Source organism: Butyrivibrio sp. INlla16, from assembly GCF_900104155.1.
Taxonomy (GTDB): Bacteria; Bacillota; Clostridia; order Lachnospirales; family Lachnospiraceae; genus Butyrivibrio.
Map to the genome: position 1 here is coordinate 22,218 of NZ_FMYB01000003.1, position 14,090 is coordinate 36,307.

14 protein-coding genes are annotated in these 14,090 nt (G+C 37.1%); all 14 read right to left on the minus strand.

Translation table 11 applies throughout. The annotated features are described in order from the left end of the window. Nucleotides 1–128 precede the first annotated feature (128 nt). On the minus strand, nucleotides 129–740 hold the full coding sequence (locus BLR42_RS02045; protein WP_091866215.1) for a VanZ family protein: 612 nt from the start codon (nucleotides 738–740) through the stop codon (nucleotides 129–131). Next, complete coding sequence (locus tag BLR42_RS02050) at nucleotides 737–2,062, minus strand: FxLYD domain-containing protein (protein ID WP_091866217.1); 1,326 nt, start codon at nucleotides 2,060–2,062, stop codon at nucleotides 737–739. The genes BLR42_RS02045 and BLR42_RS02050 overlap by 4 nt, the downstream gene beginning before the upstream one ends. 124 nt (nucleotides 2,063–2,186) lie before the next feature. Then, nucleotides 2,187–3,338: a FecR domain-containing protein gene (locus BLR42_RS02055; protein ID WP_091819782.1), complete on the minus strand. Its 1,152-nt coding sequence runs from the start codon at nucleotides 3,336–3,338 to the stop codon at nucleotides 2,187–2,189. An 86-nt stretch (nucleotides 3,339–3,424) separates the two neighbouring features. Then, nucleotides 3,425–3,946: a cysteine hydrolase family protein gene (locus tag BLR42_RS02060; RefSeq protein ID WP_091866219.1), complete on the minus strand. Its 522-nt coding sequence runs from the start codon at nucleotides 3,944–3,946 to the stop codon at nucleotides 3,425–3,427. A gap of 90 nt (nucleotides 3,947–4,036) precedes the next feature. Then, nucleotides 4,037–4,939, minus strand: coding sequence for an AAA family ATPase (locus BLR42_RS02065; protein ID WP_091866221.1), 903 nt, complete (start codon nucleotides 4,937–4,939; stop codon nucleotides 4,037–4,039). 66 nt (nucleotides 4,940–5,005) lie between these two features. Then, the gene (locus BLR42_RS02070) at nucleotides 5,006–5,773 is read right to left on the minus strand and encodes a Fic family protein (protein WP_091866223.1); all 768 of its coding nucleotides are present in this window, start codon (nucleotides 5,771–5,773) and stop codon (nucleotides 5,006–5,008) included. 42 nt (nucleotides 5,774–5,815) lie between these two features. Beyond that, nucleotides 5,816–7,333: a lipopolysaccharide biosynthesis protein gene (locus tag BLR42_RS02075; RefSeq protein WP_139165087.1), complete on the minus strand. Its 1,518-nt coding sequence runs from the start codon at nucleotides 7,331–7,333 to the stop codon at nucleotides 5,816–5,818. Continuing rightward, nucleotides 7,333–8,427 (minus strand): glycosyltransferase, encoded by a 1,095-nt coding sequence (locus BLR42_RS02080; RefSeq protein WP_091866227.1) that lies wholly within the window; start codon nucleotides 8,425–8,427, stop codon nucleotides 7,333–7,335. Before BLR42_RS02080 ends, BLR42_RS02075 begins: the two co-directional genes overlap by 1 nt. A 19-nt stretch (nucleotides 8,428–8,446) precedes the next feature. After that, a complete protein-coding gene (locus tag BLR42_RS02085) occupies nucleotides 8,447–9,634 on the minus strand; it encodes a hypothetical protein (RefSeq protein WP_091866230.1) in 1,188 nt (395 codons plus the stop codon). Further along, the gene (locus BLR42_RS02090) at nucleotides 9,635–10,801 is read right to left on the minus strand and encodes a glycosyltransferase family 4 protein (protein ID WP_091866232.1); all 1,167 of its coding nucleotides are present in this window, start codon (nucleotides 10,799–10,801) and stop codon (nucleotides 9,635–9,637) included. A 10-nt stretch (nucleotides 10,802–10,811) separates the two neighbouring features. Beyond that, nucleotides 10,812–11,699, minus strand: coding sequence for a glycosyltransferase family 32 protein (locus tag BLR42_RS02095; protein ID WP_091866234.1), 888 nt, complete (start codon nucleotides 11,697–11,699; stop codon nucleotides 10,812–10,814). Next, nucleotides 11,699–12,658: a KpsF/GutQ family sugar-phosphate isomerase gene (locus BLR42_RS02100; protein WP_091866236.1), complete on the minus strand. Its 960-nt coding sequence runs from the start codon at nucleotides 12,656–12,658 to the stop codon at nucleotides 11,699–11,701. Before BLR42_RS02100 ends, BLR42_RS02095 begins: the two co-directional genes overlap by 1 nt. Nucleotides 12,659–12,666: 8 nt before the next feature. After that, nucleotides 12,667–13,443 carry a 3-deoxy-8-phosphooctulonate synthase gene (gene kdsA, locus BLR42_RS02105; protein ID WP_207648505.1) on the minus strand — a complete coding sequence of 259 codons (777 nt, stop codon included), beginning with the start codon at nucleotides 13,441–13,443 and terminating at the stop codon, nucleotides 12,667–12,669. Beyond that, a complete protein-coding gene (locus tag BLR42_RS02110; RefSeq protein ID WP_091866241.1) occupies nucleotides 13,436–14,089 on the minus strand; it encodes an acylneuraminate cytidylyltransferase family protein in 654 nt (217 codons plus the stop codon). Before BLR42_RS02110 ends, kdsA begins: the two co-directional genes overlap by 8 nt. Nucleotide 14,090: the final 1 nt, after the last annotated feature.

Sequence of the window (14,090 nt, forward strand, 5' to 3'; positions counted from 1 at the left end):
CCTATGAGAAACAAGTTTAAAGGTTGCAAAATGTGCTTAAATACAGATATAGGGAGCGATACTGCTCCCCATAGTTCGAGATATTACTCCAATTTTACACATTCGTCAAGTTTTTGTAATATTTTTCTTTAGCTTTTCTTTTTCTCTTCTTCCTCTTTTTTTCCGAAAATACGCGTGATAATCAGCCCTATCACCCAGAAAATGCCCCAAATAAGCCATCCTATGGCACCTCCTGCAGTATTAGTCACAACATCGTCCAACTCTGCGATTCCCAGCCCTTTTACAAACTGAATCAGCTCAATAAAAATGGAGAGAACAGCGCAGGTGAATACACACACAAAAGGATTCCTCAACCTCTTAAAAGCACTCGGCAACAGTATACCCATCGGAATGAACATAATGATATTTTCAATAAACATCGCTCTCTTTAAAGTCGTCGTGCCCCAGGAGGACCACAGTTCCAGATTTACACCCTCATATTGCCCGGGTTCTCTGCTCATGAATACTATGAAAAGAGTTGCCGTTAAATAAATCAGCAGTGCAAAAACCGCAACTGCATGTCCGGTGGTAAGCTTTCTCTCTTTTCCCAAAAGCTTACATATTACAACGTACAACAAATAGACCGCCCCGTACATCAGGGCGATCCCTATGCCTATATTCATATATTTAGTTACACTCACCAAATCCGATAGTACCTGTTTGATGAGTGTACCGTAATTACTAATTAATTCGCTTATCATTGCTTGCTAACTGCTTCCCTTGCATAGACAACACATTGAACTATGTTGGAGCGCTCCTCTCTTGTGAGAATATAGCTTACTCCGAAGCTTCTTACTGCGCCGGTATAAAAATCCGTGATGGAATCCTTTCCTACAGCGATCGCATTACCCCTGCGATCAAGCGCAACAACCGTAACCGGAATATAATCAACATTTCTGTCGGAGAGATTGGTAACATCTGCAGACAGAGTGAAATAGCCGCTTGTATTACTTCCATACATTATATTACTTATATCAAAGTCGCTGCGAGGATCATTCGCGCACTTTTTAACATCAAGGTTGGGCATTATAAAGTACTCATGCACTCTGTAAAGTGAGAGTCCGGGATAACTTGGCTTTTGTTCTTCTTTGGATGAGCTCTCAGCTGCTGAAGAAGCTGCACCGTCCTCTGAAATAGCTGCATCGCCGGAGGTAACTTCCTCTGTACCCTCCGGTGCTCCTTCAGCAGGTGCCTGTCCCTCAGGCGGTATCTCTTCGCCATTCTCATCAGCGGGAAGAAGCTCTGTGCCGCCACTACTCTGATCAGCTTCATCGACAGTAGTTCCTCCGGCAGAATCTGCGGCTGCCATGAGCTTATCTGCGCTTACTGCTATCTTTTCAACATCCTTTATTGAAGAAGAGGTCAGCCCCTCCTCCTTAAGAGCTTTTTCAAGCTCATCTATATCTATAGCGTTAAAATCCTCACCGTTTACATTTGCGGGAGCACTGTTGGCCTCTGAAGGATCAGGTGAATCTCCGGAAAGATCTCCCTCTTCAATGGTTACGCTGTCCTCTCTTGTTTTTATCTGACCGTAAGGAACGTAGAAATAACCCTTCTCACCCGGTGCGATGACATCAGGAACTGCTCTGACATAATCATAGGAATCCACAACCTCAAGGTTTCTGTCCTCTATATCAAACACTGATTCCGAGCCGAGATAGAGATTACTCTTACCAATATTCTCAATAGTAACTACTGCGTGAAAACCGGAATAAAGACCATCATCCTCATAAACAAAGGTAGTTCCGGTGATTCGATAATCGATGTTCTCAGAAGCATCAGCGCCTGTGGAAACTGAATCGCCGCTTCCACCATAGCCGCTCTCACTCTCGCCGTACTTAAAAATCCAGTTTCCGTCACTGTCATAGTAGGCCGAATTATCCAAGGCCTCCTCCTGTGAGGGCGCCTCATTAACCTGTTCTACGGGAAGAGGGTTGTTCTTTCTATACATATAATATGCGCCGAAAATAAAGCCCCCAAGCAGCGTCACTATTAATGCAAATGTAGTAAAAGCATATTTCATAATGTTCCCCTCAAAAAATATTCTTCCGATTTTATTGTAATAAACATCCGAGGCTGTTTCAATCTTTTAATGCCAGAATGATTCTCGACAGATGAGAGGATATCCTATGAGACATCTAAAGTATTTAATCCTTGGCGGAGGTTCCTACGCCCTCATACGCATGAAACAGAACTACTGCTGTGGGACTGGGAATAATCCTGTAATGTGCGCTCTCGCTACCTGACGGACCCGATTTTGCTGAAATCTCTCTGATCACAGTGCGTCCTCTGCCGCTATTATTATCGGATGAATTATCTGCAGAGGCCTGATCTGCCGGAGGTGCCTCCTTTGCTATCTGCTCCTCACTTACAGGCTCCGGAATTATAACAACATCACCCTCTGTGGTATAGAGTATTTTTCCTTCCTCATGCTCTCTGAAAAAGTCCATCTGTATAGCTTTTTTAGAGTCATCCTTTGCCTTTGCCGATGTATTTACAGCTGTGCTCTGATCCTTTTTGATTCTGGACTCTACGACATCACTTGTGAGGCTCCTGAAATCAAGTCCGCTCTGCTGAAATACCTTGTTTGCAAGACTCTTATCATTTAAGAGTTCCTCAAGTACGAATCCCCTTATAGCATCAGGATTCACATCCTCTGTGACGATTTTGCAGTCACCCTCACCTTTTCCCGAAAGATAAAAATCTGCTGCCTGTCCGGCAAGGAGGATCACCGTCTTGCTCTCCCCTGACTTAAGACTTGTGATCTTACAGTGGAGACTACCCTCAAGAAGAGACACCCTGGTATGCTTCGAATCCAGAATCTCCACTTGTGCGCAGGTTCCACGAACAGACATAACCATATTTGAAGTACGAATATTGAAAATCTCATTTTCCGAAAGCGCTGATGTCACATTGAAAAAAAGATTACCGGCATCCAGGAGAACCTCTGCCTTGCCCTCCTTCTTTCTTACTTCCGCCTTAGATAAGCTGTCCAATTTAATGTACTTTGTGCTGTCGATTTTCACAGTCGCAAAGCTTTTTGAAGATGTTGTAACCATGCTGCCGTTATCAAGTCGCATCTTGGTTGTGGCTTTTGTCTTTTTGCCCCTGCTGTCTGTAATGGTTATTGTTCCCTTACCGGAGGTAAGTCTTATTGCATTCTCGGTTTCGGATTTCACTTCAGCAGCTATAGCATCTCCTGAAAAGCTTATAATCAAAAAAAGAGCAACCGCAATCGCGAGCAATTTCTTGCCCGCCTGAGCTGCTCTATAAATCGTATAATCGTATTCTCCCCTCATAGCGCCACCTTTCTCATAGGCCTATATGAAAATAATACGATATTTTGATAAGAATTGAAATAAAATAAGTGTAATATTTTTATGAATTAGTACACCTTTATCTGGCAGGATCTCATTGTCTCGAGAGCCGCATCATGCTTATCCGGAGTTACTCCGGCGCAGCAGGATGAATCCACACTTATCGGTACTTCCGGCATAAAAGCTTTGAGCATGAGCGCATTTGAAACCACGCATATATCAGTACATAAACCGACAAGTTCAATCTCGATATCTTCCTTAGCTGCAATGTCTTTTATCATCTCAGCAAGCTTAGTGCTTCCGAAGGTAGGCTTATCCACAATTGTTGCACCTTCTGAGAGGGCCTTTATATTCTCATCAATTTCCCACCCGGGAGTTCCTTCTATGCAGTGCTCCACCGGAAGATTCGCCCCCTCCTGTGTCTGCATATAATCAGTCTGATGAGTATCCCTTGTGAAAATCACATCATTTTTGTCATAGCTTTTAATTTTCTCTACAACCTTCGGAACAATGCTTACCGCTTCCTTTGTTCCGAGCGCCCCATCAACAAAGTCCTTCTGCATGTCTACAACTACAAGTATTTTTCTCATTTTTCATACACCTTCCATAGAATTCAGTAGATATCAACTCTATGATTATAGCAGATTTTACTTTTTTAATTCCATGAAAAGCATAAAACTCTATATCTGCATAAGCCTCGATCTTATCGCTCCGACAGTTCTTCCATGTCTTCTTGCTATTTCATCAAGGCCCATTCCCATCGCCCACTCATCCTGAACCTTTCTGTCTTCCTCATCGTTCCATCCGGAATATGCACGTGCAACTATCTTTCTGCTTTCATACAGATCTGACACCGCTTCGCCCGCGATTTTTACATAAAAATCGAAAACTGCCTTAGTGGTTCTAAGAAGTGTCTCACGCATATCGAAGGTCATATCCGACTCCCGGCTCATTCTGATCCTGCTGAGTCTCTCCATATACTCAGGAGTCTTCGTGTTTCCTACAGGCGTTTTCAAAATGACATTTACGAGTGAGAGGTCATCCCAAAGAGATGAGTTGAACGCAAAGCGATCCTCACCTCTCTTATATCCCCATTCGGTCACAAAATCCGACCTATCCTCAACATTCACCTTCGGCGGTTTTTGATAGAAATCTCCGATCAGAATCAGCTGCTTATTGTAATGATCAGGTTTCTCCGCAAGGCTCTTCCTCTTAATAATATCGCGCAGAGTCCGGATCACATACTCAAACTCATCCACCCTGCAGCTGTTTATATCATCAATTATTATTATGTCTGCATCATTCAGAATGCTTCCCGGTTTGTGGTTATACTCACCCACCTTGATGATTCTGCCCGGAATATCAAATATTCTCTGAAGCGTATCTCCGCAGATTGCGGTCGCCTTTTTCTCCGTAGGCGCACAAATAACAATATTGCTGTTTCTTCTCTCAGAGATAAACTTATTTATCAGGAAGGATTTGCCCGTTCCCGATATTCCGGAAAGAAAAATGTTCGCTCCGGTCCTCATGACTTCCATTGCCCGCTGCTGATCAGTTGTTAATGCATTCGATTCCTTACTCATACGTATCCCCCAATACTAAGAGTCTCGAATATTACTATCCGGCAAAATGTGAGCTTGCTGCGTTTTCTATATCGCTATAAAAACTTCGTCATTAGGTTTTGTTCTTGTCCAGGTCTTGATTGCCTGCTCTTTTAGGAACTGAACAAATCCGTCTATTTTATCAGAGTGATCAAACACCTCCAACGCCATGTAATATGTTTCTTTATCTTCATCAAAAATAATCACAGGTGGCAAATTATTGACTAATAAAATGTAATTTAAAAGAGTACGCCCGACTCTTCCGTTGCCGTCAGCAAAAGCATGAATCCGCTCAAAGCTACAATGAAACCAGGCTGCTGCCTTCAGTACATCTTCCGAAGAATTAAGTTTCGCATCCGATAGTTCATCACAAATGAATCTGACTTCTTCCTCAACATCCTCGGGAGGAACACCTACCGAGAGCCCTACTCCATAATAGTTTTTCTTATACTCTCCTGGGCGTTCTCCCTTAGCCCATCTAGTCTCATCATAGCAGCCATGGCATAACTTCTCATGAATTTCTTTGATTAGATCAGATGAAAGTTGCTCTTTTAATACTATCTTTTCTTTTAAAAACTCAAAGCACACCTTCTGATTTTGAGTTTCAAAAAGCGCGCGCAAATCCCCAGTATATCCTACAACTTTTCCATTCTCAAAAATCTCTCTCGTTTGATGAAGGGATACTCCAGCATCTTCGATTTTATTTGAATGGTATGCAAAGAAAACCCGATAATCCGATAACGCATCATCGAGATCAATAAGGGATTCTATTTTCTTTCCCTGCCATGCAGAAAGGATTTCGTCGTAGGTTATCACTTTAAATTACCTCTATAATGTTCTATCACCTTGTTTTATCAATCATTCCATCTCTCGCATTATTTCTTTTCTGAGTCTTATCTTTTCATTCTTATTAAACATAACTATATATGAACCCAACATACAAGTGATGGAAAACAAAATCACTTTAATTAAAAATATTATTACTGAGTCTGATGCCTCTATCAAACTAAATCCCATTGCAATAGATATCATCAACGCGCAAGTAAATATGTATATTCCAATTGTTTTATAAAATGACCTTGCTTGTATTTTTAAGCAATACGCTGAATAAATTGGACTATCAATTATGTGTATAGTATTTATTACAACAGTTGTCAGCAATACTGCTGCTCCTCCCATATTGGTATTAGCAATTAGTATATACATGGAAATCACATTTGCCAGTCCCATAATTATTGTGACAAAGCATGGGAATTTCATTTTTGCAGTCAATGTATATGTATAATAAAGAGGCTTCATCACACTAGGTATAAGATCCCCCAAAAGACATAATATTGTAAACAAATAGAGCTTTCTTATTTCATTTGTATTACCTAACCATAAGACCAGGAACTCTTTTCCACATCCTACAAAAGCACCTATAACAATAATATAAAGTGTTCCTGTTATTTTCATTGCATAATTTAGTTCATTTATAAGTAAATTTGTCTTCCCTTCAGAATAGAATTTTAACTGAGCAGGTTTTAATGAATCACTTACAGCAGACACAACAGCATAGTTTAACGAACTAAGCATCTTTGCAATGGATATAATTCCTTGGGTAATTTCTGAAATCATGAGATTTGTTATTAGCAAATCCAATCCGTTATTCAAAATATTACCGAAATTATTGATTGAAACCCATATGCCTTTCTCTACTAAGTTTTTTATCAGTCCGAAAGAATAATTTTTTCTTGAAAAAGTCAGCAGAGACACATTGTAATTTTTTGCCCAAAGCTGAAATATGAAATTAAAAATCTCATATGCAATCGCTGCTATTCCGACATAATAGATTTTGGGTTCTCTTAATATAAAAAGGACGCACAAAGTAGAGAACTGAAGCAAACAGGCCACCACTCTAATTTTTGATGTCAAATCCACCCTATTCTTAATAAAAGCACCCACTTCAAATGTTGCAGAAAAAAGTGATAAATCGTACTTCAAAATCAGAAATACAAATAGCCATTTGACATCACTCAAAAGACCATTAGGTATATTAATTATTGTTTCTGCCTTATATATAAATAAAAATATAGGAATACTCGAAACAATACATAAAATGATATCCGCAAATATTATCGAAGAATAATAATTTCTCGATTGTTCATATTCACTTTTATGAAAACATACAGAAATATATCTCTGTGCGAAATAGTTAAACGATACGGCGATAATATCAATGTATGCAATAAAACTGTTTGCCAACGCAACAAATCCATATGCTTCTACACTTGTTGCTTTAGTAACAATCGGTACAGAAACAAATGCTATGATAGTTCTGACTACAACTAAAGTCAGAGCCCATACTGTTCCATTATTAAATAGTTTTTTCATCATCAACGCTCCAATGTCTTATAGAGCTCATTAAATTTATCCAGTACGACTTCATAAGAGTTTTGCGACGTAATAATATTCTTTATTGTTTCAGCTTTTAAGTCATACAATTCCTTATTCGTAGAATAATCTGAATATGCACGCATTATTTGCTCATATAGTTTTGCTGTATGATCTTTTTCATCAGCGTAATTATATGTGTATGTGTAATCAGCTGGATACTCATTGATTGTTCCATTACTAGAGCAAACAACATTTGTCCCAACAGATAGTGCAAGAAGTACAGATGCTGAGTTCAGCATAGAGTCATTTTTATATGGAAGCACAATGCAATCCGCACCCTTTATGAACCCCCACAATCTATCGTTAGGAATAAAATCAGAATATAAGGAAATATTGTCTCGTTTTGATACCTCATTCTTTATTTCATCAAGATAATCCTTAGATGACTTTCCGGCTATAGTTATATGTATAGCTTTTCCCTTTATCATATCAGCTAATTCTATTAGCTTTCCAACATTCTTATACTCCGAAATAGATCCAAAATAAGCAATTTCAAATATATTTTTATCTCTTTTGCCTGAAATATTTACAAATTCATCTATATTTGAGTGTTTATAAAAATCGCTATAGCTAGGGAGCGGTATTTTAAAACACTTACATCCATTCACTTTGTATGATTTGCATATATTATCCAAGTATTTATATGTATCATCACATAATACAATTACAGCATCTGAATATTTAATAAGCCACGCTAACAACTTTGCTGAACTGTTTTTTTTACTCGCATCATGCGAGTGTTTATTATGAACAGTAATAATAATCTTACTATGCCTGATATATTTCAAATACAAGACAGCCATCTTATGCTTTAAAATATAGTAATGTGTCGTTAATAAATTTTTTCCTCGCACATTTTCATACCAATTTAAATGTGACAAATGTATCCTTTTAAAAATATAATTGGAACAAATAACTTTGGAGAGTGGTATAGCAGTATATCCATTTTCATTCATTATTTTTTTTATTATTTCAATATATGGATTATCTCCACCAGAAAATGGCTTAATCACTGCATATCGAACATCCGCCATCTCTCACCTCTCAAATTCATTACACACTTATACGAAACTTTGCATTTACATTTGCAAAATCAAAATCCTCTTTCAAAACATTCTTATCATATATAGCGTTTGCCAACGCAAGTAAAAATATATTTTGAGTCATTGAAAAAAATGACTTCTCCATTATTCCATAAATAGCATACATTCCTAAAATAATGACCATAATTCCGTTATTACTTTTTTTATATCTAGACATTGCTTTTATATACAAAATAGAGAATAAGCCATATACAATCACCCCATATTTTAGAAATATCGCAACATATGCTGTATCCAAATAGAACCTTCTGACTAAGACATTCATTTTTCTAATATATAAATCTATATTTTGGCCAAGCAATGTTGTCCCATAATACATCCAGGTCCTATGGCAGGCAGAAAATCTATGCGACATCATCCTATCAATAATTTTCAAAAACTGATATTTGCTTAAATTTATATATGATAAAAAAATACTTCCTGCGTTTGAAATGATTGATAACATAATTATTATGGACAAAAAAAACTGTTTACCACTTTCCACAAATCCAGAAATATGATATCCCATAAGTAAAATTAGCAAAATAGCTAATGAATAATATGCTGTTTTACAATTAGGAACCTTGTATACAAAATAGGCACTTATTACAATAAGAGCATAATCCATTACTCCTATTCTTTTTCTTCTGATATAACACCATGCAATAATCAATTGAAAGCATCTAACTCCAAGCCAATTAGGATGAATAAATCCCATGGAATGACGTAGCTGTGAACCTCTGTAAATATATGTTTCCTCTATCCATCCGGTATAATACAGATAAAAAACAATCCCAATACCCAAAACCAGCACAACAAAGCTAATCTGAATTATCTTGTCAAAGTCAATATGCTTTGAAGCTATTACAAAAAGCCACGTTGACATCATCATATTATCACCTGATCTGATAGTTCCGATCAAAACAGGAATTGACAATAGTAGCAACACAAATATTTCTGCTAATCTATAACTCTGTAAAAACAGAATTTGTATTATTATGAGCACTAATACAAACACTGCCATAAACTTATTTACATCGCTTTTTTTCCATACAAAAATATACTCTACCGTCGAATTGAAAATAATTTCAAATCCAAACCAAACAGCAATGACGAAGTACATATAATATTGACTAAATCGTTCTCTTTTTGCTTCCATTTATTGTCCCGCAATAATATCTTCATATATCCGCAACACTTCCGTTTTATTATGAAGTGCATTAAAATTTTTTAATGCATACTGTTGCCCTTTTTTAGCAATATCTTCATAGTCTCCAAAGTTATGTATTACTTTCTCCATAGCATCTGTAAGACTCTGACTATTATTTGCTTCAAATAATATCCCTGATTTACCCTTCTCCAAGATTTCAGGTGTTGCTCCCGAATTTGAGCCAATAATCAAGCACCCCGCCATCATAGCCTCTACAGTCACTCTTCCAAAAGCTTCTGCACTGGAACTCATAATAAATACATCGGCCTTTTTATATTCATCTCGAGTATTTTCAAGCTCTCCCAAAAAATAAAATTTATCGGATATACCTGCTTCAGATACCCGTCTGATATACTCTTTTTCCTTATTGCCACTTCCTACCATAGTTACATCAAAATTCGTTATTCCTCTCGCAACCAGTTCCGAAGCCGCTTGTATAATTAAAATCTGTCCTTTTTTTTCATTTCCCATATACCCAACATTTAAGAAATGTACTACCTCTTGTTCATCCTTATTCCACGTTCTTTTATAGTAGTATTCCTTTTCATCTATGCCGTTATAAATCATTGCATTTTGTGGCATGCTTATCTGAGGATAATGGTTCTTTATAAATTCCGAAATATATAGTGTATATTTCGCTTTATTAATTATCGAATAAGCCTTGTCATCATACAGGCATTTATCCTGATCCACATCCAAGGCTTCTCTTATATGCCACACAACAGGCACTTTGCATAATCTGGCTGCAACAGCACCAACATACGAGGATATAGTGTTTATATGGACAATATCAATTTTATTATATTTGATAGTCACACATATTCTCATTATTGCAAAGACATTCACAAGCCTTTTAATTTGCATTTTTAGAGTCCCTAGAATTGTCTTATGTTCGTTTAAATGCTGGACCCAGCTACAAGACCTTATAACGTGATATTTCACCCCGACATTCGAAAGAAGTCTTACGCCCTTTCCTTCTTTAGGAAGAATTACTATTATGTTTATATTTTCATCTTTATTCAGCAATTCACATAATTTAGCCATACTGCGGAAAGCCCCTGCAGCAGGATTATTATCTGATGAAATAAATAAGATGTTCATTTTCTTGCTATTCATCCGCAATCACTCAATTTAGAATACCCACTTTATGATGTCCTTTTGCAAAATAAAAATACTTTTTTAATGTTAAAACAGCGCCGTACTGTATGCATTCATAATAAAACTGAACAGGCATAGTCAACATACATCCAATTAAATAAACAACCGCACCTTTGCCCTTAAATTTTTTGCGCATCAAAACTATATTTTTTTCTTTGCCTGATAACCACGATCCAGCCCCGTGATGTATTGCAATAGTATTAATTGTACGTATATCTTTCTTTGAAATATTATCTATTCCGGAAAAAAACTCCGGTGGATATATTGTTATCCCATCTACATACTGAATATCTTTCTTGGATGGATTAAATCCCTTTTTTATCAGCATATCTGTAACTATATTAACAACTGTAGTTTTGTCATATAAATGATTTCCTATTAGAAACTCTCTCTTTTTATACTTTTCAATGACCTCTCTTAAGATAGGATGCTCTGCAGGAAATGCCATCCCAATCCCAGGGTTCACTGCATCCTCTATTCCATTCTGTTCCCCATTCTTATAAAAAAAATTATCTCGACTATATCTATAGCATGATTCACTCGAAAAAAAAGGCATAGTTATCTTTGATGAATCAAACATTTTTACTAATTCGACATCAGTATCAAAATATATTCCACCCTCTTTGAAAAGTATCACAAATCTCGCATAATCAGCCACAAATGCCCATTTTTTTGAAGCATATGCTTGCTCAGCATATTTGCAATCCTTTATATCAAAGTTTTTCTCATCCCACTGTTTTATTTCATAGTCCGGGCAAAACTTCCCCCAACTCGCTATGCATTTTTTTTCAAGTTCGGACATGTCTCCATTCCCAAACCAACAATAATGTATTTTTTTAGGTATAATAGATGTCATCAAACAATTCCTATCCCGATTATATCTTGTAGACGTATTGTTCCTATTGATAATCCCATTTCTACTACAGGCATACTGGATATATTTTTTTTCTTCATTTCGTTTAGTGCTTCTACAGCCATCTTGTCCTTCTTTATATATGCCGGACTTGAAGACATAACATCATCCACTGATAAACTATATATATCCGCACCGCGCTCAAGTTGCCTACGCAAATCACCTTCAGTAATAACACCTAACATTCTTCCAGTATCATCAACTATGGTAACTATCCCCAACCCTTTTTTACTTAATTCCAATATGGCATCCTTCAACGCGGAATGATGTGAAACAACAGCATTCTTCTCGCCTGTTGCCATCAAATCCTTTACCCTAAGTATCGTTTTCTTTCCAAGTGCTCCTGCCGGATGCAATCTTCCAAAATCAGCATCCTTAAATCCGTAAATAGCACTTGCTGTTACAGCCAATGAATCACCATATACCAATTGAACCGTTGTACTGGAAGTTGGTGCCAGCCCCATATAACATGCTTCTTCCAAATTTGGAATTAGTTGAATATAATCGGCTTCTTTTGAAAGAGTGGACTCTCTTCTTCCGGTAACCGCAATGATAGTTGCACCAATGTGTTTTATAGCAGGAAGCATTCTCAATATCTCATCACTCTCTCCGCTATATGAAATAACAATGACAACATCCGCATTTGAAACCATACCCAGATCACCATGTAAAGCTTCATCAGGATGCATAAAAAACGAAGGAGTACCTAAACTAGCTAAAGTAGAAGCTATTTTTCTACCAACATGACCTGATTTTCCCACTCCGGTGACAATGACTTTTCCTTTACATTCAGTCACCTGTTTTAAAATTTGCTCAAATGATGAGTCCAGCGAATCTCTCATTCTGCTTAATGCATCAATTTCTATATCAAATACACGTTTTGCCTCAACCAGATAATCCATAGTTCTCCTTAGTGAACGGCTTTATACACCTTTATTATTCTCTCCAACATATTCTCAAATTCATCAAGTTTAACCATGTTGGGGCCATCTGATAATGCATGATCAGGATCAGGATGCACTTCAAAAAACAAAGCATCCGCTCCCGCCGCGATCGCTGCCTTTGCTAACGGCTCTACGTAATTCCTGTTTCCCCCGGTAGCTGTTCCATTCCCACCTGGTTTTTGAACACTATGAGTTGCATCCATCATCACAGGATACCCAAATTTTTTCATCTCGCAAAAGCTGGTCATGTCTACAACTAATGAATTGTAGCCAAAACAAGTACCTCTTTCGCATAAAATTATTTTACTGTTCCCTGCATCTTCTATTTTTCTAACAACATTTTTCATATCCCATGGTGCAAGGAACTGCGCTTTTTTTACATTTACTGTTTTTCCTGTCTTAGCTGCACTTACAACCAAATCTGTTTGTCTGCACAAAAAAGCCGGTATTTGGATAATATCAGCTACTTTTGCAACTTCGTTTGCTTGCCATGGCTCATGAATATCTGTTGTAATTCGTAGCCCATATTTTCGTTTCACTTCAGAAAGTATCTCAAGTCCTTTTTCTAAACCAGGACCTCTATATGAATCAATACTTGTCCTATTTGCCTTGTCGAAAGATGCCTTGAAATAATAATCAAGATCATATTTTTCTGCTATTAATCTCATTGCATCAGCAATTTGAAATGTGATTTCTTCTGTTTCTATAACACATGGGCCTGCCACTAAAAGCAATCTATTCATCGCTCTCCTCTTTATCAGCATACAAACATGCTATTTCGTAGTCTTCTTTTTCATCAATATCTACAGCCTCTGCGCCTTTGACCTCTGCTATATATGGCATAAATCCGATGCGTCTGTGATGTTCAGTAAATATTTCTTTTTTGAAAATATAGAACCCACTTGTTTCTTCCCAAACAGGTTCCATATCTTGAGTTCTTGGTACATCATTTGGATCATAGTTTATTGGCTTATTATCATACCATGCAAAAGTTTGTATTCGTTTTGCAGAAAATGCAGAATCATTTTCCCCATTTAATATATGTTGCAAAGAATCATTTATTGTTTCTTTTTTTATAAAAGGCGATGTTGTATGTGCTAAGATATATACATCTGCATCAACCTCAGAAATAAAGCTTTTATAAATATCAAAACCTTTTACTGTATCCCCATCCAGCCAACTATCTCGTTTCAAAAAAGATACATCTGCTGGAATATATTGTTTAATATCAGCATTTGAGCAGTATACATAAACTTCATCTATTAGATTTACTTGTCGTAATGTATTACATATATGCCAGCATAAGGGGTGTCCCTTAAGTGGTAGTAAATTCTTATTTGCAAGTCTTTGTGAATTCAATTTTATCGGAACAAATGCTACTACTTTCATC

Coding starts and splice junctions, on each gene's coding strand:
- BLR42_RS02045 (WP_091866215.1), bottom strand. CDS start 740: ATGATAAGCGAATTAATTAGTAATTACGGTACACTCATCAAACAGGTA.
- BLR42_RS02050 (WP_091866217.1), bottom strand. CDS start 2,062: ATGAAATATGCTTTTACTACATTTGCATTAATAGTGACGCTGCTTGGG.
- BLR42_RS02055 (WP_091819782.1), bottom strand. CDS start 3,338: ATGAGGGGAGAATACGATTATACGATTTATAGAGCAGCTCAGGCGGGC.
- BLR42_RS02060 (WP_091866219.1), bottom strand. CDS start 3,946: ATGAGAAAAATACTTGTAGTTGTAGACATGCAGAAGGACTTTGTTGAT.
- BLR42_RS02065 (WP_091866221.1), bottom strand. CDS start 4,939: ATGAGTAAGGAATCGAATGCATTAACAACTGATCAGCAGCGGGCAATG.
- BLR42_RS02075 (WP_139165087.1), bottom strand. CDS start 7,333: ATGATGAAAAAACTATTTAATAATGGAACAGTATGGGCTCTGACTTTA.
- BLR42_RS02080 (WP_091866227.1), bottom strand. CDS start 8,427: ATGGCGGATGTTCGATATGCAGTGATTAAGCCATTTTCTGGTGGAGAT.
- BLR42_RS02085 (WP_091866230.1), bottom strand. CDS start 9,634: ATGGAAGCAAAAAGAGAACGATTTAGTCAATATTATATGTACTTCGTC.
- BLR42_RS02090 (WP_091866232.1), bottom strand. CDS start 10,801: ATGAATAGCAAGAAAATGAACATCTTATTTATTTCATCAGATAATAAT.
- BLR42_RS02095 (WP_091866234.1), bottom strand. CDS start 11,699: ATGACATCTATTATACCTAAAAAAATACATTATTGTTGGTTTGGGAAT.
- BLR42_RS02100 (WP_091866236.1), bottom strand. CDS start 12,658: ATGGATTATCTGGTTGAGGCAAAACGTGTATTTGATATAGAAATTGAT.
- kdsA (WP_207648505.1), bottom strand. CDS start 13,443: ATGAATAGATTGCTTTTAGTGGCAGGCCCATGTGTTATAGAAACAGAA.
- BLR42_RS02110 (WP_091866241.1), bottom strand. CDS start 14,089: ATGAAAGTAGTAGCATTTGTTCCGATAAAATTGAATTCACAAAGACTT.